This window comes from Zeimonas sediminis (assembly GCF_023721795.1).
Taxonomy (GTDB): Bacteria; Pseudomonadota; Gammaproteobacteria; order Burkholderiales; family Burkholderiaceae_E; genus Zeimonas; species Zeimonas sediminis.
This window is the reverse complement of record NZ_JAMQYE010000001.1, coordinates 2,751,901-2,772,353: the sequence shown is the minus strand read 5'-3', so window position 1 is coordinate 2,772,353 and position 20,453 is coordinate 2,751,901. Positions and strand designations below refer to the sequence as shown.

Here is a 20,453-nt window from a genome sequence, read left to right as displayed (position 1 = left end):
GACCCGTCTCGGACGGGCAATGCCCGATTGTATTTGCCAGAATTCGATGCGTCTCGCCGAGGAGCGAAGTCCGCCCCGCGCGCCGGGGCTTTCGACGCCGTGGCGGTGCTAGGCTACGGGCTGCGGCAGTGCGGCCGTCAGAGGCTCGGTGGCGCGGCGCGCCGAACCAAGGGAAACTGCCGGGCCGACCAGACCCGGAAGTCCTGGCCGGCCCGCTCGCTGCCGCTGATCAGTTCTTGAACTCGACCTCGGTGGCCATCAGGGCCACGCCGTCGGCCGCGAGCTCGGCGTGGACCTCGACCCGCACGCCGGCAACCAGCGCTTCGGCGGTGCCGCCGGAGAAGCGCGTCGCACCGTCGTGGCGGACCGTCACGCCGCGCACCACGAAGCTGCCGGCGTCGGCGCTCTCGACCGCACCCTCGACCTCGAAGCCATTGTCGTCTTCGCCGTCACCGTCGTGATCGTCGTCCCCCTCGAGTTCGACCTTGGTCGCCACCAGAACGCCCTGCACGATCGCGCCCTCGACCTCGACCCGGACCCCCCGGGCCAGCGCGTCGGTGCCGTCCGGGAAGCTGGCGGCGCTCGCGTCGACCGGGATGCCGTCCACGCTGAAGGACTCGGGCGAGGTGAACTCGGTGATCGTGCCCTCGACTTCGGAGTGATCGCTGTCGCGCGCCATGTGCCGGTCGAACTCGACTTCGGTCGCGACCCATACCGCGCCGGCCTTCGTCGTCTCGAGCTTCACGCGCACCAGACTGCCGGCCTGCAGCCCCGCAGGCACCTCGGCGCCCGACACGTCGATCGTGGCCCCGCCGATCACCAGCAGTCCGGACGCGGTGTCGTACGAGTCGACGACGCTGCGCAGCGCGTAGTACCCGCCATCGTCCTCCCGCTCGACACGGGTGGCGGTGTACTCGCCGGTCGAGGCATCGAGCATGCCGTAGACCTTGACCACATCGCCCGGTGCGACGGCCGCGAGCCCGCCGGCCAGCTCTTCCTCGAACACCGTGTCGGCGCTCACCCGGATCGTCTGCCCGAGCACCACGATCGAGTCGGCGGCCGTGGACTCGACCGGGCCTCGGATCCGGCTCCGGAACACGATCTCGCTGGCGCTCGCCACTTGCACGCCGTCGGCGACGCGGTAGTCGCTGGCCACGATCTCGGCGATCATCCCCAGCTTGAGCTCGCTGCTCGAGCGCGCGGCGTCGTCGTCGTCGCGCACCGACGCGGAGCTCTCGTCGTAATGCACGCCGTTGACCACGATCGAGCCGAAACCCGAGATCGGACCCGCGGCGTAGACCGACTTGAACTGCGTCGGCGAAGTGCCGGTGCTGGTGGAGTCGCCGCCGCCGCCGCACGCGGCAAGGGCCCCGACCGCGAGCGCCATCACGCACAGCCTGAATCCGTGCCTGCGAACCGGAGTCGATGAATGGGACATCTGCGTCTCCCTGTTGTCGAGCGGCACACGAGCGACGCTCGAAGTTGAAATGTGCAATTTGCACATTTATAGTACGCCCATGCCTTCGCTGCCGCCAACCGTTCGTCGCCGAAAAGCTGCCGCCCGTCGCTGGCCGGCCTCGCCATGCCCCACGGGGGGGCAGATCGGATGAGCACTCCAGGGGGCGGGCATCCGGAGGGCAATGCCGACTCGGCCCTGCACCGCGCGCTCGAGCGGCTGATGGCGGAAATCGCCAGGCTGTGCCTCGCGCGCGGCATGGCCTTCGCCGACGCCGAGGAACTGCTCAAGCGCGCCTATGTGGGCGCGGCCCGCGCTGCACTGCCCCCCGGCGCCGGCGCGCGAGACATCAGCCGGGTGAGCACCGCCACCGGCCTGAACCGGCGCGAGGTCACCCGCATCAGCAACCAGGCCGGCGCCCCGCCGGCGCCGAGGCGATCGCCGGCGACGCAGGTGTTCACGCGCTGGGTCGGCAGTCCGCTACTGCGCGACGCGCGCGGCGAACCCCTGCCGCTTAAACGGCAGGGGCCCGCGCCGAGCTTCGAGGCGCTCGCACAATCGGTGACCCGCGACGTGCATCCGCGCAGCCTGCTCGACGAGCTCTGCCGACTCGGCCTCGCCGCGCTCGACGAGGGCACGGACACGGTCCGGCTGCTGCGCGACAGCTTCGTGCCCAGCGAGGACCAGGCCCGGATGCTGGACTTCCTGGGCAGCAACGTCGGCGACCACCTTGCGACTGCGGTCGGCAATGTGCTGGGCCGGGAGGCCTCGCAGCTCGAGCAGGCCATCTTCGCCGACGAGCTCTCCGACGAGTCGCTCGAGAGGGCGAGGCAGCTGGTCGCCACACAGTGGAAGACGATGCTCGCCGCATTGGTGCCCCAGCTTCAGGCGCTGATCGACGCGGACCGCGACGCCGGTCGACCCGCGCGCAAGCGCATCCGGATCGGGCTGTACAGCCATCAGGCCGACATGGACGAGCGAAACGACTCGGCGGGCCATGTCGCCCCCGACAACGAACCCGAGGACGACTGACATGCAGCGGAAACCCACCGCCCGACCGCGCCGGCTCTTCGCGTCGACAGCCCTCGCGCTCGCGCTGCTGGCCGGCTGCAGCGGCGGGATCGACCTGGCCGGCCTGGCCGGCGGCGTCGACAGCGGCGGCACCGGATCGGCCATCGTGGTCGGCCCGATCACCGGCTTCGGCTCGATCATCGTCAATGGCGTCCGGCTCGACGACAGCGCCGCCACGATCACCGACGACGACGGCCTGCCTCGCAGCCGCGCCGACCTGAAGCTCGGCGTGACGACCTCGGTCGACGCGTCGGCGCTGACCCCGGATGCCGGCGGACTGAGCGGCACGGCGACCTCGATCCGGATCGGCAGCGAGCTGGTGGGCCCGGTCGACGCGGTCGACGCCGCGGCGGGAACCCTGACCGTGTTCGGCCAGGCGGTTCGCGTCGGCGCCACCACCGTCTTCGAAGAAAGCCTCGTCGGCGGACTCGCCGGCCTTCAGGTCGGCGCGGTCGTCGAGGTGTACGGCCAGTACGATCCCGCGGCCCGGCGCCATGTGGCCACCCGCATCGAGCCTGCCGCCGGATCCGCCCTCTTCAAGGTGCGCGCCGCGATCGACGCGATCGATCCGGCGGCGGAAACGATGTCGATCGGCGGACTGCTCATCGACCTCGGAGGCTTGTCCGACGACGCGCTGTCCGGCTTCGCGCCCGGCCTGATCGTGCGCGCGAAGCTGCGCACTGCCAGCGAGAGCGGCAGATGGCCCGCCGTCTCGATCGCCCCGGCGGAGACCGAGCTCCCCGACCGCGAACAGGCAAAGGTCGAAGGCAGGGTCACCGCCTACGTCTCCAGCCGGCAATTCAGCGTCGACGGCATTCCGGTCGACGCCAGCGCAGCCGCCTTCCCGGACGGCGAAGCGGCCGTGATCCTCTCGGCCCGGGTCGAGGTCGAGGGCAGCGCGCAGGGCGGCGTGCTGCGCGCCACCGTGGTGGAGGTCGAGGACGACGACAGCGAGGACTCGTCCTTCGAGCTCCACGGCACGATCGACGCCCTCGACGCGACCGCGCGCACCTTCGTCGTGCGCGGCGTGACGATCGGCTACGACGACGCGGTGGTGTTTGAGGGGGGCGCAGTCGGCGACCTGGCGGCGGGCCGCGAGGTCGAAGTCCAGGCGACCCTTGCCGCCGACGGCACGCGGCTTCAGGCGATGAAGGTTTCCTTCAAGTCCTGAAGCCCGCGGCAGGCAGGCGTAACGGGCCAGCCGGCGCCGGCCGATTTCAGCCGCACTCGATCGCCGGCTCCTGCATCGCCGCCACCTGCTCGCGCAGTTCCAGGATCCGGTCCTGCCAGTAGCGCTGCGTGCCGAACCACGGGAACGCAGCCGGGAAGGCGGGATCGTGCCAGCGCCGCGCGATCCACGCCGAATAGTGGATCAGCCGCAGCGTGCGCAAGGCCTCGACCAGCTGCAGCTCGCGGCGATCGAAGTCGGCGAAATCCTCGTAGCCCGCCAGCACGTCCGACAACTGGCGCGTCATCGAGGCGCGGTCGCCCGACAGCAGCATCCAGAGGTCCTGGACCGCCGGGCCAGTGCGCGCGTCGTCGAAATCGACGAAATGCGGGCCGTCGTCGGTCCACAGCACGTTCCCGGCGTGGCAGTCGCCGTGCAGCCGGATTCCGCGCACCGGGCCCGCGCGGTCGAAGGCCCCGCGCACCGCATCGAGCGCCTGCTCGACGATGCCGCGCCAGGCGGGCAGCAGGTCGGCGGGCACGAAGCCGTGCGCGAGCAGCCAATCGCGCGGCTCCTCGCCGAAGCTCGCGATGTCGAGCACGGGCCGGTGCGCGAACGGCGCGATCGCGCCGACCGCGTGGATGCGGCCGATGAAGCGGCCGATCCGCTCGAGCGTGTCGGGATCGTCGAGCTCCGGCGCGCGGCCGCCGCGCCTCGGGTAGACCGCGAAGCGATAGCCCTGGAAGCTCGCCAGCGTGGGCGCCGCACCGCCACCGGCCGGCAGCACGAGCGCACCGCCCTCGGCGGGCGCCTCGAGCGCCATCGGCGCCACGACCGGGATCTCGCGGCCGGCGAGCTCGCAGGCGAACGCGTGCTCCTCGAAGATCTGCGCGTCGCTCCAGCGGCCCGGCCGGTAGAACTTGGCGACGACCGTCCGGCCGTCCTCCAGGCTCACCTGGTAGACGCGGTTCTCGTAGCTGTTCAGCGCGAGGAAGCGGCCGTCGCCGCGCAAGGCCACCGCATCGAGCGCGTCGAGCATCAGGTCCGGCGTGAGCCGGGCGTAGGGCGCCTCGGCATCGTCGCCGGGAAGGCCGGGATCGGTGGAAGTCATCGCCGGATTCTACGTGCGCCCGGCGGCGCGACCGCTTTCGCCCGGGGCGCCGATCCCCTACGATCCCGATGGCGCGGCCGGCCGCCGGGCGACCCACGAGAGGCGAGCGATGAAAGTCGGTGTCCCGAAAGAGATCAAGACCCACGAGTACCGGGTGGGCCTCACCCCCGAATCGGTGCGCGAGTTCGTGGCGCGCGGTCACGAGGTGTTCGTGCAAGCGCGGGCGGGCGACGGCATCGGCGCCGGCGACGACGCCTACCGACAGGCCGGCGCCACCGCGCTGCCCGATGCCGCCTCGGTCTACGAGCAGGCCGAGCTGATCGTGAAGGTGAAGGAGCCGCAGGCCTCCGAGCTCGCGATGCTGCGGCCGCGGCACGTCCTGTTCACCTACCTGCATCTCGCGCCGGACCCGCGGCAGGCCGAAGGCCTGGTCGCATCGGGCTGCGCCGCGATCGCCTACGAGACGGTCGTCGACGCCGACGGCTCGCTGCCGCTGCTCGCGCCGATGAGCGAGGTCGCGGGCCGCATGTCGATCACGATCGCCGGCAACCTGCTGATGCGCCCCGCCGGCGGCAGCGGCCTGCTACTGGGCGGCGTGACCGGCGTGCCGCCGGCGCGGGTGCTCGTGCTCGGCGCTGGCGTGGCCGGCGCGCAGGCCGCGCGCATGGCCGCCGGCGCCGGCGCCGAGGTCACCGTGGTCAACCGCGGGTTGCCGAAGCTTCGCGCGCTCGAGGCCCAGCTGCCGGGCCGCATCCGGACCCGGCCCTCGACCCGCGCGGCGATCGAGGAGGAACTGAGGCTGGCGGACGTGGTGATCGGCGCGGTTCTGGTGGCCGGCGCGGCCACGCCACGGCTCGTGAAGCGGGCCGACCTCGCCGCGATGAAGCCCGGCTCGGTGCTGGTCGACATCTCGATCGACCAGGGCGGCTGCTTCGAGACATCCCGGCCGACCACCCACGCCGAGCCGACCTTCGAGGTCGACGGCATCGTGCACTACTGCGTGGCCAACATGCCGGGCGCGGTGCCGCGCACCTCGAGCCACGCGCTGAACCTCGCCACCCGACCGCTCGCGCTCGCGCTGGCCGATCGCGGCCTCGACGCGCTGCGCGACGACCCGGCATTGCGCGCCGGCCTGAACGTGCTGGCAGGGCAGGTCACCCACCCCGCAGTCGCGGCCGCGCTGGGCCGCGAGTTCATCGCGCCGGAGCGGGCGCTGGCGGGCCTTGGAAGCGCCTGAACGAAGGACGCCGGCGCAGCCCCGGCGGTTCAGAACTTCTCGGCGATCGGCTTGACCGGCCCGCGGAACTTCTCCTTCAGCGGCTCGTTCGGCAGCGGCGGCAGCTCGAAGGGCTCGATCGGCAGGCGGCAGTCCGGGACGTGGTCGAGCAGGTGGCGGATCAGGTTCAGGCGGCCGCGCTTCTGGTCGTCGAATCTCACCACGTGCCAGGGCGCGTGCTTCGTGTGCGTGGCCTCGAACATCGCGTCGCGGGCCCGGCCGTACTCCTCGTAGGCCTCGCGCGACTTCAGGTCGATCGGCGACAGCTTCCAGCGCTTGAGCGGGTCCTCGGCGCGCTCGGCGAAGCGCTCCTCCTGGTACTGCTGGTCGACCGACAGCCAGTACTTGAAGAGCAGGATCCCGTCGTCGACCAGCATCTTCTCGAACACCGGCGCCTGCTTCAGGAACAGCTGGTACTCGGCGTCGGTGCAGAAGCCCATGACCTTCTCGACGCCGGCGCGGTTGTACCAGCTCCGGTCGAACAGCACCATCTCGCCCGCGGCTGGCAGGTGCTCGACGTAGCGCTGGAAGTACCACTGGGTGCGCTCGCGATCGCTCGGCTTGGGCAGCGCGACGATGCGCACCTGCCGCGGGTTGAGGCGCTCGGCGATCGTGTTGATCACGCCGCCCTTGCCGGCGGTGTCGCGACCCTCGAACACCACCAGCATCCGCTTGCCGGTGTGCTGCAGCCAGCGCGCCACGTTGTTCAGCTCGAGCTCCATCGGCTCGAGGAGGTCCTTGTAGTCGCCGTTCTTCAACTTCTTCACCTGGCGCCTCCCTTGGGTCGATCGGGCCAAGGATACCGCCGGCGACCCGGTTTGCGCCGCGGCCGGTTCGCAATAGGATCGGGGTTTTGCGAGCCCGACATGACCGATCCCCGTTCTTCCCTTGCCTGCCCGGCGCGCCGCGCGCTCTGCGCGCTGCCGCTCGCGTCGGCCGTCTCCGCGCTCGGCGCCTGCGCGACGCGCCCGGCCGGCGGCGATGGGGCCGCGAGCGATCCCGCCGGCGGCGACCCGGCCGTCTTCGAGGCCCTGCTCGCGGCGCCGCACCGCAGCCCGCGCAACGTGGCGCGCGACCGCCACCGGCATCCGGCCGAGGTGCTCGCCTTCTTCGGCGTGGCACGCGACAGCACGGTCGTCGAGGTCCTTCCCGGAAGCGCCGGCTACTACATGGAGATCCTCGCCCCCTGGCTGCGCGGGCGAGGCCGCTACATCGCCGCCAGCCGCGACGAGACCGCCCCGGCGCGCTACCTGGCCGATCACCGCAAGCTGCTCGATCGCCTCGCGGCCGAGCCGCAGCTGTACGGCGAGGTGCTCGTCACGAAGTTCAACGCGGACCGGCACGAGATCGCCCCGGCCGGCAGCGCCGACTTCGTGCTGACCTTCCGCAACCTGCACAACTGGATCGAGCGCGGCGAGGCCGAAGGCGCGCTGCGGGCCTTCCACCGGGCGCTCAAGCCGGGCGGCATCCTCGGCGTGGTCGACCACCGCGGCCGCACCGACCTGGACCAGGCTGCGCAGATGAAGTCGGGCTACGTCCGCGAGGACCATGCGATCGCACTGATCGAGCGCGCCGGGTTCCGCCTCGCCGGCAGGTCCGAAGCCAACGCGAATCCGCGCGACACGAAGGACCACCCCGAGGGCGTCTGGACGCTCCCGCCGGCGCTTCGCCTCGGCGACAGGGACCGCCAGAAGTACCTGGCGATCGGCGAGAGCGACCGCTTCACGCTGAAGTTCGCGAAGCGTTGAGCCGCGGCCGCGGCGAAGCGCCGGGCATAATCGAAGCCATGAACACCGCGAACCGACACCGCCAGGGCACCGCCCTTCTCGACCGATTCCTCGACTGGCAGATCGCCGCCCGGCACTACCCCGGCGCCGTGGTCCACGTCGAGCGCGACGGCGAGGTGCTCGCGCGCCGCGCGGCCGGCGTCCTCGATCCGGAGACCGGCACGCCGATGGGCGAGGACGCGGTCTTCCGGATCGCGTCGATGACCAAGCCGGTCGTCAGCGCGCTGGCGCTGATGCTGGTCGAGCAGGGCCGGCTCGCGCTCGACGAGCCGGTGTCGCGCTGGCTGCCCGAGCTCGCCGGCCTGAAGCTCGCCTCGGGCAAGGCGCCGGCGCGCCAGCCGACGGTGCGCGACCTGATGCGGCACACCTCGGGCTTCGCCTATGTCGGCGAGATCCGCGACCCCGCGCTGCGCGGGCTCGCCACGCAGGTCGATCTCGACGGCAGGCTGCCCACGCTCTCGCCCGACCAGGTGCTGGCCACCCTCGCGGCCCTGCCGCTGGCCTGCGAGCCGGGCACGCAGTTCCTCTACGGCTTCTCCACCGACGTTCTGGGGCTCGTCGTCGAGCGCATCACCGGCGTGCGCCTGGGCGACGCGCTGCGCGAGGCGCTGTTCGAACCCCTCGGGATGAACGACACCGGCTTCGCGGTCCCGGACGCCGCCGCGGGCCGCTTCGCGCGGGCCCATGCCGAGGACCGGCTCTGGCACGGCTTCTCCGACAAGTACGCGCTGGCCCAGCAAATGGGCGTGCCGATGCACAGCGGCGGCGGCGGCCTGGTCTCCACGATCGACGACTACGCCCGCTTCGCGCGGATGCTGCTCGCGGGCGGCCAGGCCGGCGGCCGGCGCTTCCTGTCCGAGGACAGCCTTCGCCAGATGTTCGCCAACCAGCTCGACCCGATGAACCCCGGGCCGGTCGGCTACACCGGGCCGGGCTTCGGCTTCGGCCTGGGGCTGGCGGTGCGGCTCCAGTGGGGCGCGAGCGCCACCCCTTCGACCGCCGGCGAGCTGACCTGGTTCGGCATCTGCGGCACCGTGGTCTGGCTGCACCCTCGCGAGCGCTGGTTCGCGCTGCAGTTCGGCGCCAACATGCGCTCCCGGATGCTGTCCCGGATGGAGTTCCGGCGCACCGCGCAGTTCCTCCTCGACGAATCCTGATACACGAACCCCGAACACCAGAATGGCCCAGTACGTCTACACGATGAACCGGGTGGGCAAGATCGTGCCCCCCAAGCGACAGATCCTCAAGGACATCTCGCTGTCCTTCTTCCCCGGCGCCAAGATCGGCGTGCTCGGCCTGAACGGCTCGGGCAAGTCGACGCTGCTGCGGATCATGGCCGGCGTCGACCGCGAGTACGAGGGCGAGGCGGTGCCGATGCCCGGCATCCGCATCGGCTACCTGCCGCAGGAGCCGCAGCTCGATCCGGCCAAGGACGTGCGCGGCAACGTCGAGGAAGGCCTCGGCGAGACGATCGCGCTGGTCAAGGAGTTCAACGACATCAGCGAGCGCTTCGCCGAGCCGATGGACGACGACGAGATGAACCGGCTGCTCGAGCGGCAGGGCGAGCTTCAGTCGAAGATCGACGCGGTCGGCGGCTGGGAGATCGAGCGCAAGCTCGAGGTCGCCGCCGACGCGCTGCGCCTGCCGCCCTGGGAGGCCGACGTCACCAAGCTCTCGGGCGGCGAGCGCCGCCGCGTCGCGCTGTGCCGGCTGCTGCTGTCCGAGCCCGACATGCTGCTGCTCGACGAGCCGACCAACCACCTCGACGCGCTGTCGGTGCAGTGGCTGGAGCAGTTCCTCGAGCGCTTCCCGGGCACCGTCATCGCGGTGACCCACGACCGCTACTTCCTCGACAACGTCGCGGGCTGGATCCTCGAGCTCGACCGCGGCCACGGCATCCCGTGGCAGGGCAACTACTCGTCGTGGCTCGAGCAGAAGGAGCAGCGGCTCGAGCTCGAGGCGAAGCAGGAGGCCGCCCGGATCAAGGCCATGAAGGAGGAGCTCGACTGGGTGCGCGCCAATCCGAAGGGGCGCCAGGCCAAGAGCAAGGCCAGGCTCGCGCGCTTCGACGAGCTGGCGTCGGCCGAGACGCAGAAGCGCAACGAGACCAACGAGATCTACATCCCGCCCGGCCCGCGCCTGGGGGGCCTGGTCGTCGAGGCCGAGGGCCTGCGCAAGGGCTTCGGCGACAAGCTGCTGTTCGACAACCTGTCGTTCAAGCTGCCGCCCGGAGGCATCGTCGGGGTGATCGGGCCGAACGGCGCCGGCAAGACCACGATGTTCCGGATGCTGATGGGCCGCGAGCAGCCGGATGCCGGCACGCTGCGGATCGGCGACACGGTCAAGCCGGCCTGGGTCGACCAGAGCCGCGACGCGCTGGACCCGAAGAAGACCGTGTTCGAAGAGATCTCCGAAGGCCAGGACATCATCCAGGTCGGCAGCTATTCGACGCCGGCGCGCGCCTATGCGGCCCGCTTCAACTTCAAGGGGGCGGACCAGCAGAAGATCATCGGCGAACTGTCGGGCGGCGAGCGCAACCGCCTGCACCTGGCCAAGACGCTGCGCGCCGGCGGAAACCTGCTGCTGCTCGACGAGCCGACCAACGACCTCGACGTGGAGACGCTGCGCGCGCTCGAGCAGGCGCTGCTGGACTTCCCGGGCTGCGCGGTCGTGATCTCGCACGACCGCTGGTTCCTCGACCGGGTGGCCACGCACATCCTGGCCTTCGAAGGGAACAGCCAGGTCGTCTGGTTCGAGGGCAACTACGCCGACTACCTGGCCGACCGCCGGCGCCGGCTGGGCGACGACGCGGACAAACCCGAGCGGATCCGCTACAAGCCGCTGGCCGCCTGAGGACGCCGGCTCAGCCGCCCAGCGCCCGCTGGACCAGCGCCGCCAGGTCGTCGAGCCGGAACGGCTTGACCAGCGCGCCGACGAAACCGGCATCGGCCGGGGCCGGATCGCCGGGCCGGTCGATGTCGCCCGACAGCAGGATCGCCGGCACCGGGTCGTGCCCGGCGGCGGCCTCGTCGGCGCGGATCCGGGCGATCGCCTCGAAGCCGTCGATGCCGCTCAGCCGGCGGTCCATCAGCACCAGCGCGAAGCGCTGCGCGGCGCAGGCCTGGACCGCGGTCTCGCCGTCGCTCGCCGAGAGCGGGACCAGACCGAGCTGGCGGACCATGTGCTCGAGCAGCAGGCGGTTGAGTTCGTCGTCGTCGACGATCAGCACCCGGCGCTCGGGAGCGTTCATGGCTCAGGCGACCTCGCGCAGGCCGGCCGGCTCGCGCCGTCCCCATTCGGTCGCCCGCTCCCAGGCGTGGCCCAGTTGCAGCACCGACAGGTCGTCGCGCGGCCTGCCGACGATCTGGATGCCCATCGGCAGCCCGGCCGAATCGCCCGACGCGCCGAAGCCGGCGGGCACCGACAGCGCCGGGCAGCCGGTCAGCGTCGGCAGGATCACCACCTCCATCCAGCGGTGGTAGGTGTCCATCTCGCGGCCCGCGATCTGCCTGGGCCAGCGCTGGTTCACGTCGAAGGGGAAGACCTGCGCGGTCGGCAGCACCAGAAAATCGAAGCGCTCGAATGCGGCCAGCACGGCGCGGTACAGCGCGGTGCGCGCGACCGACGCGTCGTGCACGTCGATCGCCGCGGTGCCCAGGCCCTGCTCGATCTCCCACACCGCCTCGGGCTTGAGCAAGGCGCGGCGCTGCGGATCCCGGTAGTGGACCGCAAGCGAGCCGCTGACCAGGAATCGGCGCCAGGTGAGCCAGGTCTGCCACATGCGCGCGGGGTCGAAGTCCACGCGAGCCTCGTCGACCGTGCAGCCGATCGTCTCGAAGGCCTTCAGCGCGTCGCGGCAGAGCTCGAGCACGCCGGGCTCGAAGGGAAGGTGGCCGCCGAGGTCGCCCAGCCAGCCGATCCGCGCGCCGGCGAAGTCGCGCTCGAGCGGCTGCGCGTACACCGCCGGGTCGTTGTCGAGCGACAGCGGCGCGCGGGCGTCGTAGCCGGCCTGCGTGGCGAGAAGCATCGCGACGTCGGCCACGCTGCGTCCCATCGGGCCGTCGGTGGAGAGCTGCTGGCTGAACGCATCGGGCGCCAGCGTGTTCGGCACCCGCCCGCGCGAGGGCCGGAATCCGTAGACGTTGCAGAACGCCGCCGGGTTGCGCAGCGAGCCCATCATGTCGCTGCCGTCGGCCACCGGCAGCATGCGGGCCGCCAGCGCCGCGGCCGCGCCGCCGCTCGAGCCGCCGGCGGTGCGCGACGGGTCCCAGGGGTTTCGCGTGGGACCGAACACTTCGTTGAAGGTCTGCGAGCCCAGCCCGAACTCGGGCACGTTGGTCTTGCCGACCAGGATCGCGCCGGCCGAGCGCACCCGCTCGACGATCGCGGCGTCCTGGTCCGGAACGAAGTCGCGAAAGATCGGCGAGCCCCAGGTGGTCCGCATGCCGCGGGTCTGGGCGAGGTCCTTGGGCGCCTGCGGCATGCCGTGCATCCAGCCCAGCCACTGCCCGCGCGAGAGCATCGCGTCGCAGGCGTCGGCCTGGGCGAGCAACGACTCCTCGGGCTCGAGCGAGACGATCGCGTTCAGCAGCGGGTTGAGCCGGGCGATGCGGTCCAGGTAGGCGCGCATCACCTCGCGGCAGGAAACCTCGCGCGCACGGATGCGGCGCGACAGGCTCAGGGCGTCGAGGGCGACGATCTCGTTCATCGGAGGACGGCTGGCGGTTGCGAAACCGCCAGCATAACCGGCGCGCTCAGCCCGCCCCCATCATCTTGTTCGGCAACCAGAGCGCGATCTCGGGCACGATCGACAGCAGCACGATCGACATCAGCATCAGGATCACGAAGGGCATCGAGCCCCAGAGGATCGTCGGCAGCGAGAGGCTGGGCGCCACGCCCTTGAGCACGTACAGGTTCAGCCCCACCGGCGGCGTGATCAGGCCCACCTCGAGGTTGATCGTCATGATCACCGCGAACCAGATCAGGTCGAAGCCGTTGGCCTCGAGCACCGGCGTGAGGATCGGCATGACCATCAGGATGATCGCCACCGGCGGCAGGAAGCATCCGGCCACCAGCAGGAACACGTTGATCGCGGCCAGCAGCACCCACCGGTTCAGGCCGAGGTCGACCAGCCACTGCGCCGCGGTCTGCGTCACGTACAGCAGCGACATCATGTACGAGAACACCGCCGCCGCGCCGATGATCATCAGGATCATCGTCGACTCGCGAACCGTTTCGCGGAAGATCGACCACAGGTCGCCCATCCTCCAGGCGCGGTAGATGATCATCACCAGCGCCATCGCGAGCACCGCCGCGATCGCGGCCACCTCGGACGGCGTGGCCAGCCCGCCGTACATCGCGTAGCCGATCGCGATGACGATGCCGATGAACGGCGCGACCCGGCCCAGGCCTTCCATCTTCTGGGCCAGCGTGTAGCGCGGGATGTCGCCGACCGCGATCTGCCGCTGCTCGCGCAGCGTGACCAGCCAGGCGTAGATCGAGAACATCACCACCAGCATGATGCCCGGCACCACGCCAGCCAGGAACAGCCGGCCGATCGAGGTCTCGGTCGCGATCCCGTACAGGATCATCGTGATCGACGGCGGGATCAGGATGCCCAGCGTGCCGCCGGCGCACACCGAGCCGGCAGCCAGCCCCGGCGGCACGCCGCGCCGGATCATCTCGGGCACGCCCGCCTTGCCGATCGCGGCGGCCGTGGCCGGGCTCGACCCGCAGATCGCCGAGAACACGCCGCAGGACAGGATGTTCGCGATCACCAGCCCGCCCGGAACCCGGTCGAGCCAGCGGTGGACCGACTCGTACAGGTCGCGCCCCGCCGCCGTGCCGCCTACCGCGGCGCCGAGCAGGATGAACAGGGGGATCGTGAGCAGCGCGAAGGACGCCAGCTCGTCGATCATCAGCACCGGCAGGTTGGCCAGGCTGCCCGGGCCCTCGAAGACGAGCATGAAGCCCACCGCAACGAGGATCAGGCCCCACGCGATCGGCAGCCCCGAGAAGAGGACCAGCAGCGTGACGACGACGATTGCAAGCCCGATCTGGACTTCGCTCATGCTGCGGACTCCGGGGCAGGAACGGGCACGGGCCGGAAGATCTCGGCCAGGTACTGCAGGGCAGTCAGCGCGAAGCCGACCGGCATCGCGAGGTAGAGCGGCCACTTGAGCGGCGCCCAGGTGCTCTCGGTGCGGTCGCCGCGCTCGAAGGCCTCGAGCGTGAACACGCCGGTGGCCCAGGCCAGGTAGATGCAGATCACGAGGCCCACCCAGGCCACCGCGATCTGCAGGCTGCGAGCCTTGCCTGCCGGCAGGTAGTGGGCCAGCAGGTCGACGCCGACGTGGCCGTTGGTCTTGAGCGTGTACGGCGACGCGAGGAACAGCCCCATCACCATCAGGTAGACCGCAGCCTCGATCTCCCACCAGGCGGAGTTGCCCATCGCGCGCCAGATCACCATCCAGGTGATCAGCAGCGCCGCTGCCGCGAGGAGCACGGATGCGACCGCCGCCGTGGCGATCGCGATCCGGTCCATGGTTCTGACGAAGCCCTGCATGGCGCCGCCCTTCCCTTTGGTCAGTCCGCTCGGGGCCTCACTTCACCGCCTGGAGCGCGTCGAGCAGCTCCTTGGCCTCGGGCGACTTCTTGGCGAACTCGGCCCACGAGGTCTTCTTGGCGAGCTCCAGCCAGGCTTCGAACTCGGCCTTGGTCATCTCGTGCACCTTCGCGCCGGCCTTCCGGTAGGCCTCGGCCATCTTGTCGGTGGCCTCGCGCTGCAGCCCGAGGAAGAACTCGTCGCTCTTGTTCGCCGCCTCCTCGAAGATCTTCTTCTGCTCCGGCGTGAGCTTGTCCCAGTGCTGCTTGGACATGACCAGCGGCTGCAGCAGCATCCACAGGTTGTAGTCGCCGCCGACGGTCGCGTTGTTGGTCTGCTCGTAGAGCCGCATGCTGACGAAGGTCTCGGCCGAGGTCAGCGTGGCGTTCAGCACGCCCGACTGAAGCGCCGGGTAGATCTCGCTCGACGGCATGTTGACCACCGACGAGCCGGCCTCTTTCAGCATCAGCTCGAAGGTCGGGTCGGCCGCGCGCATCTTCAGGCCGGAAACCGAGTCCGGGCCGCCGATCGCGCGGTCCTTCGACGCGAAGCCGCCCGGGGTCCACCACCAGGTGATGATGCGGACGCCGTTCTTCTCGGCCAGCGCCTGCAGCTTCTGGTGGAAGGGCGTGCCCTTCAGGCGCATCGCGTGGTCGAGGTTCGAGATCGTGCCGGGCATGATCACGATCGAGAACTCCTGCGCCTTGCCGACCGCGTAGGACATCGGGAACACGGCCATCTCGAGCGTGCCGTTCTGCAGCGCCTCGAACTGCGCGACCGGCTTGATGCCGAGCGACTGGGCCGGGTAGATGCGGAACTTGATGTTCGGGTCCTTCTTGCGGACCTCGTCCACGAAGACCCGGGTCGCGCGGTCGCGACCGTCGACATTGGCCTTCCACTGGTGGGAAATCTTGATTTCCTGGGCGGCGACCGGCATGGCCGGCAGGACGGCCAGCGCGAGCGCGCCGGCGAGCAGCTTGAGCGATTTCATCGGGTTCTCCTCCCCATCGTTAGGCGGGCAATCTTAGCGCATGGCGCATCCTTCCCGGGGCTCGACCCCGCGGGCGGCGCCGCGAGGCGCGGACATTGTCAGGATCGGAATGCCTTGTCAATTGCGGATGCCCCTAGCTGCTAACGTCTTGCCCTGATCTCGCGCCCGGCGATCGCGGCGGCCACGATGCCGCGATCGCGCCCCCGCCCGCATGCGCGATCACGCCCGGAGGAAACCCGATGAAAGACGCCGAAACGCCCCGCGCCAGCTCGCCCTTCGACGAGGCGATCGCCTTCGCGATCGCGAGCGAGACCCCGTGGAGCCGCAACGCCGACGGCGACTTCGGCATCCACCAGCTCGACCCCGCGCCGTGGAACCGCACGCTCGGGCCGCTGCACGACCGGGGTCCCGTGTCCGGCGTGATCCGCGTCGACGGCCGCGAGGTCGCGAGCTGGGGCGAGCCGCACCGCGCCGACCTGACCTTCAGCGTGGCCAAGACCTACCTGGCGCTGCTCGCCGGCGTGGCCTTCGACCGCGGGCTGCTGCCCGACCCCGACGAGCCGGTGCGCGCCCGCGCGCGCGGAATCGGCTTCGACGAGGGCCGCAACCGGGAGATCACCTGGACCCACCTGCTGCAGCAGACCAGCGAGTGGGAGGGCGAGTGCTTCGGCGTGCCGGACCAGGTCGACCGCTACCGCACGGTCCAGTACCAGAAGACGCCCGCGGCCGGCCGAAAGGGCGACGCGCGGCCGCTGCAGGCGCCAGGCAGCTTCTGGGAATACAACGACGTGCGCATCAACCAGCTGTCGCTGGCGCTGCTGCACCTGTTCCGCGCACCGCTGCCCGAGGTCTTCGACGAGGCGATCCGCAAGCCTTCGGGCGCCAGCGACCCGTGGCGCTGGGTCGGCTACGACGATTCCTGGGTCGAGATCGACGGCAGGCGGATCCAGTCGGTGCCGGGCGGCAGCCACTGGGGCGGCGGCGTGTCGATCAGCGCCCGTGACCAGGGGCTGATCGGGCAGATGCTGGCCGACGACGGCGTGGCGAACGGCCGGCGGGTGCTGTCGTCCGAGTGGATCGCGCGGATGCGCACGCCCTGCGCGCTCGCGCCCTTCTACGGCATGCTGGTGTGGCTGAACGGCACGCAGGACGTCTTCCCGTCCGCCGGCGGCAAGGGCTACTTCGCGATCGGCGCGGGGGCCTCGGTCAACTGGATCGATCCCGAGCGCAGGCTGGTGGCCGTGGTGCGCTGGATCGACGGCGCGAAGATCGACGGCTTCGTCGGGCGGGTCGCGGCCGCGCTCGGGCGCTGAACGGCCGGGGCCGGGCTCAGCGCCCTGCCGCGATCGTGAAGCCGACCTCGACGCCGCCTTCGACGTCGCGGGCGAACGCGCGCCCGCCGTGGAACTCGGCGACCAGCCTGACCAGGTAGAGCCCCATGCCCAGGTGGGCGCCGCCGCGCGCGGCGCCCGCGCGCACCGAGACCATCGAGTCGAACAGGCTGTCGCGCATCGTGGCCGGCAGCGCCGGCCCCTGGTTGCGCACCGCGATCCGCCAGGCCGGCTCGCGCCCGCCCTCGCGGCGCAGCGAGATCCGGACCGGCGTGCCCTGGACCGCGAAGTCGGCGGCGTTCGACACCAGCTTGTCGAGCGCCTGGGCGATCGCCTCCGGCACCACCGCGCAAGCGGTGTCGCCCTCGTCGCACTCGACCTCGATCGGCAGCCGGAACGCGATCCGGTAGCCGTCGGCGCAGCTTCGCACCAGCGCGCCCAGGTCGACCTGCTCGAGCTCGCTCTGCGCAAGCATCGACTCCAGGCTGGAAGCCTCGCCCATGCTGGCCACGATCCGCTCGAGCCGCTGGGCCCCTTCCCGCACCCGCTCCAGGTAGGCCGCGCGGCGCGCCTCGTCGGTCTCGGCGGCCAGGTTGTCGAGCGAGGACCGCACGACCATGATCGGCGTGCGCAGCTCGTGGACGAGGCGGCTGCGCAGGTTGCCCAGGTACTGCTGGTGCTGTCCCAGGCGCTCGAGCACCTGGGCGTGGCTCTCGGCCAGCGCGCCGATCTCGTCACGGATCAGGCCGGGCTCGATGCGGCCGACCACGCGGCCGCGCGAGTCGATCGCGCGCTCGGCCTGGCGGCGCAGGCGGACGATCCGCCCGACCGTCACCGATGCGACCAGCAGCAGCGCCGCGGTGCTGGCGGCCAGCGCGAGCGCGGTGAGCAGCGTGAGCCGCTCGATCGCGGCCTGCCCCGGGGACAGTCGCGACGCGGTGTTCTCCTCGATGACCAACGCGCCGACGACCCGGTCGCCGACCCAGACCGGGTGCGCGCTGGTCAGCAGCCAGGCCGGCACGCCCGAAGCGCCCGCGAGGCGCTCGGCCTGGTGCGCGGGCAGGCCGGTCAGCGCCCGCGTGAGCGCCGGCGTGTCGGTGGCCGCGATGCTGCCGGCCTCGGCGATCGCCTTCGCGGGATCGGCCTCGTCCTCGGAAGCGAGCTGCGAGATCGCGGGACGCAGCATGTCGGCCGCGCCGAGCAGGGTCCGCGCGAGCCGCGCCTGCCAGCCCCGGTCGGGCAATTCGCCGGCGGTCAGCTGCCCGGTCTGCGCCAGCAGCTCGCCGGACACGTCGTAAACCGAGACCCTGCCCGAGGCGCGGGCCAGCGAGCGGATCGCGGAGCTCCACAGCGGCACTCGCGGATCGTCGGGCAGCACGTCGCCCAGCGCCCGCGCGGGCGCGAGCAGGCCCGAATCGAGCGTGCCCTCGACCTTCCGGGAGCCCAGGTAATCGACGTCCACGACCCGGATCCGAAGCAGCGCCGGCTCGGGCTCGAGCTCGATCTCGGCGTGCCAACCCCCGGGGCGCTCGACCGGCTGCACCCGGATCTCGCGCATCTGGTCGGCGCGCTGGCCGACCGAGATCGTCACCTCGTCGCCGGGCTGGGCCACGCCTTCCCGGACCTCTGGCAGCACCAGTCGCTCGTCGTCGGCGTCGACCAGCAGGAACAGCTTGCCCGGGCGCTCCTGGGCGCGCGCGGCCGACAGGCGCACGCGCAGCGTGGGCGCACGCCCGCTGCCGGCGCCCGGCTCGGTCAGCAGCCGGCTCGGCATGCCCGCCCATTCCCGGTCCCGTTGGTCGATCCGCACGTCGGCGAGGAAACCGACCGCCAGCAGCCGCACCGCGTCGGTCCGCCGCACCGCCTCGAGCGACTCGAACAGCTCGGGCCGCTCGTGCAGCGACGCGGCCAGGTTGCGCGCGGCCAGCGCGAGGTTCTCGAGCCGCTCGTTGCGCGCCAGCTCGGTCATCACCTCGACGAAACGCAGCCCGATCAGCGGCAGCACCAGCAGGGGGATCAGCGACAGGACCAGTGTGAAGCGCAGGCCCAGCGGCAGGCGCCAGCGGCGAGGGCGCAATGCCGCGGTGACCGGCTCGCCGCCTCGCGTCCTCAAGGCGCGCCTTTCCTACTCGCGGACCAGGAAGCGATAGCCGAGGCCGTAGACCGTCTCGATCGCGTCGAAATCCTTGTCGATCGCCTCGAACTTGCGGCGCAGGCGCTTGACGTAGGAGGTGACCGTCTGGTCGTCGACGACCAGGTTGGCCTCGCGCATCAGCGCCTCGCGGTCGCGGACGTGGCCGGGGTGCATGGCCAGCGCGTGAAGCATCCAGAACTCGGTCACCGTGAGCGCGACCGGCTGGCCGCGCCAGGTCGCCTCGAATCGCGCGACGTCGAGCCGCAGCGGCCCGCGGATCATCGGCTCGCCCTGCTGCGAGGGCTGGGCGACCGCGTCGGCCCTGCGGAACAGCGCGGTCACGCGCGCCAGCAGGTGCGGCAGGCTGACGTTCTTGGTCACGTAGTCGTCAGCGCCCAGCCTCAGGCCGGACACGATGTCGATCTCGGAATCGCGCGCCGACAGCATCAGGATCGGCAGAGCCGGCGCCTTCTCGCGCAGCCAGCGGCAGAGCTCGAAACCGCCGTCCGGCTCGTCGCCCAACCCGATGTCGATGATCGCCATGTCGGGCAGGCGGATCTGCATCGCCTGCTGCGCCTCGTTGCGCGAGGCGAAGGTGGACACTTCGAACCCCTGGCGGGCCAGCGCGTCGCGCAGGTTGTCGCGGATCGCGGGTTCGTCTTCGATGACTGCAATGCGGCGTGCCATGTCCGGAACTCTAGCGCAAACGGGGACGTCGCCGAGGCCTACGGCGGGCAGCGCGCGCGCGCCGGACCGACTGCCTCCGCTTTGCCCTAATCGGTTCGGATTCGATCCTGTTCGCGCCTGCCAGCTGACGCAGCCGAAGGGTTCAATCACTGTCGATCAGGACAGCCACCCCGGCGACAGGAGTCTCCATGCACACGACCGACGGAACCGCTCGACCGACCATCGACTGGCGCGAATGGGCAGCCTTCATCGGCTACGTGCTCGCCACCGCGGTCGTGGTGTCGGTCGTCCTGGCTTCGGTCGTGCTGGTCATCTCGATGCAGGCCGGCGAGCCGGCCGAGCCCGCGAGCGCGCGCGCGCCGGCCCGCCCGGGCGACGCACCCGCCCGGGTCGCCGCGCCGCCCGCGCCGCCTGCCGCAGTCGCGCCAGCGGCCGCCGCCGCGCGCGTTCAGCCGGCCGCGCGGCCCGAGCCTGCGACGGCCCCGCGCCTGGCGGTCGAGGCCGCGCCGATGACCCGCTCCGGGAGCGAGATCCCGGCGCCGCCCCGCCCCCCGCTCGAGGCCGCGCCGGCCTCGGGTTCGGGCGCATCCGCGACCGCGCGGGTCGACACGCTCGCCCCCCGGCAGGCCGCGCCCCAGACGGCGCCGGCGGCCCCTGGCGCCCCGCCGGCCGCATTGCCCGCCAGCGCGCAGATCACCTCCGAGACCCTGCGATCCGAGGAGCCGATCAGGCCGGCGCAGCCCGCCCCCCAGGCAACGACTGCCGAACCGACCCCGTCGGCGGCACCGACCGGAGCCGCGCAATGATCTGGTTCGTCCGGCTCTGGCTGATCGACCG

Annotated in this window: 18 protein-coding genes; 8 read left to right on the top strand and 10 right to left on the bottom strand. The window is 71.5% G+C overall.

Going from position 1 to position 20,453, the window contains the following annotated elements; translation table 11 throughout:
- Window positions 1-229: 229 nt before the first annotated feature.
- Window positions 230-1,438 (bottom strand): DUF5666 domain-containing protein, encoded by a 1,209-nt coding sequence (locus M6I34_RS13100; protein WP_272486123.1) that lies wholly within the window; start codon window positions 1,436-1,438, stop codon window positions 230-232.
- Between the two features lie 168 nt (window positions 1,439-1,606).
- Between M6I34_RS13100 and M6I34_RS13095 the strand changes: the two genes are divergently transcribed.
- Complete coding sequence (locus M6I34_RS13095; protein ID WP_272486122.1) at window positions 1,607-2,488, top strand: DUF6502 family protein; 882 nt, start codon at window positions 1,607-1,609, stop codon at window positions 2,486-2,488.
- Window position 2,489: 1 nt separating this feature from the next.
- Complete coding sequence (locus M6I34_RS13090; protein ID WP_272486121.1) at window positions 2,490-3,698, top strand: DUF5666 domain-containing protein; 1,209 nt, start codon at window positions 2,490-2,492, stop codon at window positions 3,696-3,698.
- 46 nt (window positions 3,699-3,744) lie between these two features.
- Here the strand turns inward: M6I34_RS13090 and M6I34_RS13085 are convergent, their stop codons facing one another.
- Window positions 3,745-4,806, bottom strand: coding sequence for a serine/threonine protein kinase (locus M6I34_RS13085; RefSeq protein WP_272486120.1), 1,062 nt, complete (start codon window positions 4,804-4,806; stop codon window positions 3,745-3,747).
- Between the two features lie 109 nt (window positions 4,807-4,915).
- Between M6I34_RS13085 and ald the strand changes: the two genes are divergently transcribed.
- Complete coding sequence (ald, locus tag M6I34_RS13080) at window positions 4,916-6,043, top strand: alanine dehydrogenase (RefSeq protein ID WP_272486119.1); 1,128 nt, start codon at window positions 4,916-4,918, stop codon at window positions 6,041-6,043.
- Window positions 6,044-6,072: 29 nt separating this feature from the next.
- Here ald and ppk2 read toward each other — a convergent pair whose 3' ends face one another.
- Window positions 6,073-6,849, bottom strand: coding sequence for a polyphosphate kinase 2 (ppk2, locus tag M6I34_RS13075; protein ID WP_272486118.1), 777 nt, complete (start codon window positions 6,847-6,849; stop codon window positions 6,073-6,075).
- Window positions 6,850-6,948: 99 nt separating this feature from the next.
- On the opposite strand from ppk2, the gene M6I34_RS13070 reads away from it, so the two are divergent.
- Genes M6I34_RS13070 through ettA form a run of 3 tightly spaced genes read left to right on the top strand, consistent with a single transcriptional unit; the run spans window position 6,949 to window position 10,722 of the window.
- Window positions 6,949-7,830, top strand: coding sequence for a class I SAM-dependent methyltransferase (locus M6I34_RS13070; RefSeq protein WP_272486117.1), 882 nt, complete (start codon window positions 6,949-6,951; stop codon window positions 7,828-7,830).
- Between the two features lie 38 nt (window positions 7,831-7,868).
- Window positions 7,869-9,026 carry a serine hydrolase domain-containing protein gene (locus M6I34_RS13065; RefSeq protein WP_272486116.1) on the top strand — a complete coding sequence of 386 codons (1,158 nt, stop codon included), beginning with the start codon at window positions 7,869-7,871 and terminating at the stop codon, window positions 9,024-9,026.
- A gap of 22 nt (window positions 9,027-9,048) precedes the next feature.
- Window positions 9,049-10,722 carry an energy-dependent translational throttle protein EttA gene (gene ettA, locus M6I34_RS13060; RefSeq protein WP_272486115.1) on the top strand — a complete coding sequence of 558 codons (1,674 nt, stop codon included), beginning with the start codon at window positions 9,049-9,051 and terminating at the stop codon, window positions 10,720-10,722.
- 10 nt (window positions 10,723-10,732) lie between these two features.
- Here ettA and M6I34_RS13055 read toward each other — a convergent pair whose 3' ends face one another.
- Genes M6I34_RS13055 through dctP form a run of 5 tightly spaced genes read right to left on the bottom strand, consistent with a single transcriptional unit; the run spans window position 10,733 to window position 15,464 of the window.
- Window positions 10,733-11,119, bottom strand: a complete 387-nt coding sequence (locus M6I34_RS13055) for a response regulator (protein ID WP_272486114.1) — start codon at window positions 11,117-11,119, stop codon at window positions 10,733-10,735.
- A gap of 3 nt (window positions 11,120-11,122) precedes the next feature.
- Entirely contained in the window at window positions 11,123-12,577 is a 1,455-nt protein-coding gene (locus M6I34_RS13050; protein ID WP_272486113.1) for an amidase, read from the bottom strand.
- 46 nt (window positions 12,578-12,623) lie between these two features.
- On the bottom strand, window positions 12,624-13,940 hold the full coding sequence (locus tag M6I34_RS13045) for a TRAP transporter large permease (RefSeq protein ID WP_272486112.1): 1,317 nt from the start codon (window positions 13,938-13,940) through the stop codon (window positions 12,624-12,626).
- Window positions 13,937-14,434 (bottom strand): TRAP transporter small permease subunit, encoded by a 498-nt coding sequence (locus tag M6I34_RS13040; RefSeq protein ID WP_272486111.1) that lies wholly within the window; start codon window positions 14,432-14,434, stop codon window positions 13,937-13,939. Before M6I34_RS13040 ends, M6I34_RS13045 begins: the two co-directional genes overlap by 4 nt.
- A 37-nt stretch (window positions 14,435-14,471) precedes the next feature.
- A complete protein-coding gene (gene dctP / locus M6I34_RS13035; protein WP_272486110.1) occupies window positions 14,472-15,464 on the bottom strand; it encodes a TRAP transporter substrate-binding protein DctP in 993 nt (330 codons plus the stop codon).
- Between the two features lie 239 nt (window positions 15,465-15,703).
- On the opposite strand from dctP, the gene M6I34_RS13030 reads away from it, so the two are divergent.
- The gene (locus M6I34_RS13030) at window positions 15,704-16,777 is read left to right on the top strand and encodes a serine hydrolase domain-containing protein (protein ID WP_272486109.1); all 1,074 of its coding nucleotides are present in this window, start codon (window positions 15,704-15,706) and stop codon (window positions 16,775-16,777) included.
- A 16-nt stretch (window positions 16,778-16,793) separates the two neighbouring features.
- Here M6I34_RS13030 and M6I34_RS13025 read toward each other — a convergent pair whose 3' ends face one another.
- Window positions 16,794-18,908 (bottom strand): ATP-binding protein, encoded by a 2,115-nt coding sequence (locus M6I34_RS13025; RefSeq protein ID WP_272486108.1) that lies wholly within the window; start codon window positions 18,906-18,908, stop codon window positions 16,794-16,796.
- Window positions 18,909-18,920: 12 nt separating this feature from the next.
- A complete protein-coding gene (pdsR, locus tag M6I34_RS13020; RefSeq protein WP_272486107.1) occupies window positions 18,921-19,616 on the bottom strand; it encodes a proteobacterial dedicated sortase system response regulator in 696 nt (231 codons plus the stop codon).
- A gap of 188 nt (window positions 19,617-19,804) precedes the next feature.
- Here pdsR and M6I34_RS13015 point away from each other — a divergent pair, with 188 nt between their 5' ends.
- Window positions 19,805-20,422: a hypothetical protein gene (locus M6I34_RS13015; protein WP_272486106.1), complete on the top strand. Its 618-nt coding sequence runs from the start codon at window positions 19,805-19,807 to the stop codon at window positions 20,420-20,422.
- The last annotated feature ends 31 nt before the right edge of the window (window positions 20,423-20,453 follow it).

What these genes read in the sequence shown, in the direction of transcription:
- M6I34_RS13055 (WP_272486114.1), bottom strand. Translation starts at nt 11,119, where the DNA reads ATGAACGCTCCCGAGCGCCGGGTGCTGATCGTCGACGACGACGAACTC.
- M6I34_RS13050 (WP_272486113.1), bottom strand. Translation starts at nt 12,577, where the DNA reads ATGAACGAGATCGTCGCCCTCGACGCCCTGAGCCTGTCGCGCCGCATC.
- M6I34_RS13100 (WP_272486123.1), bottom strand. Translation starts at nt 1,438, where the DNA reads ATGTCCCATTCATCGACTCCGGTTCGCAGGCACGGATTCAGGCTGTGC.
- M6I34_RS13040 (WP_272486111.1), bottom strand. Translation starts at nt 14,434, where the DNA reads ATGCAGGGCTTCGTCAGAACCATGGACCGGATCGCGATCGCCACGGCG.
- dctP (WP_272486110.1), bottom strand. Translation starts at nt 15,464, where the DNA reads ATGAAATCGCTCAAGCTGCTCGCCGGCGCGCTCGCGCTGGCCGTCCTG.
- pdsR (WP_272486107.1), bottom strand. Translation starts at nt 19,616, where the DNA reads ATGGCACGCCGCATTGCAGTCATCGAAGACGAACCCGCGATCCGCGAC.
- M6I34_RS13030 (WP_272486109.1), top strand. Translation starts at nt 15,704, where the DNA reads ATGAAAGACGCCGAAACGCCCCGCGCCAGCTCGCCCTTCGACGAGGCG.
- M6I34_RS13085 (WP_272486120.1), bottom strand. Translation starts at nt 4,806, where the DNA reads ATGACTTCCACCGATCCCGGCCTTCCCGGCGACGATGCCGAGGCGCCC.
- M6I34_RS13070 (WP_272486117.1), top strand. Translation starts at nt 6,949, where the DNA reads ATGACCGATCCCCGTTCTTCCCTTGCCTGCCCGGCGCGCCGCGCGCTC.
- ettA (WP_272486115.1), top strand. Translation starts at nt 9,049, where the DNA reads ATGGCCCAGTACGTCTACACGATGAACCGGGTGGGCAAGATCGTGCCC.
- M6I34_RS13090 (WP_272486121.1), top strand. Translation starts at nt 2,490, where the DNA reads ATGCAGCGGAAACCCACCGCCCGACCGCGCCGGCTCTTCGCGTCGACA.
- M6I34_RS13015 (WP_272486106.1), top strand. Translation starts at nt 19,805, where the DNA reads ATGCACACGACCGACGGAACCGCTCGACCGACCATCGACTGGCGCGAA.
- M6I34_RS13095 (WP_272486122.1), top strand. Translation starts at nt 1,607, where the DNA reads ATGAGCACTCCAGGGGGCGGGCATCCGGAGGGCAATGCCGACTCGGCC.
- M6I34_RS13065 (WP_272486116.1), top strand. Translation starts at nt 7,869, where the DNA reads ATGAACACCGCGAACCGACACCGCCAGGGCACCGCCCTTCTCGACCGA.
- M6I34_RS13045 (WP_272486112.1), bottom strand. Translation starts at nt 13,940, where the DNA reads ATGAGCGAAGTCCAGATCGGGCTTGCAATCGTCGTCGTCACGCTGCTG.
- ald (WP_272486119.1), top strand. Translation starts at nt 4,916, where the DNA reads ATGAAAGTCGGTGTCCCGAAAGAGATCAAGACCCACGAGTACCGGGTG.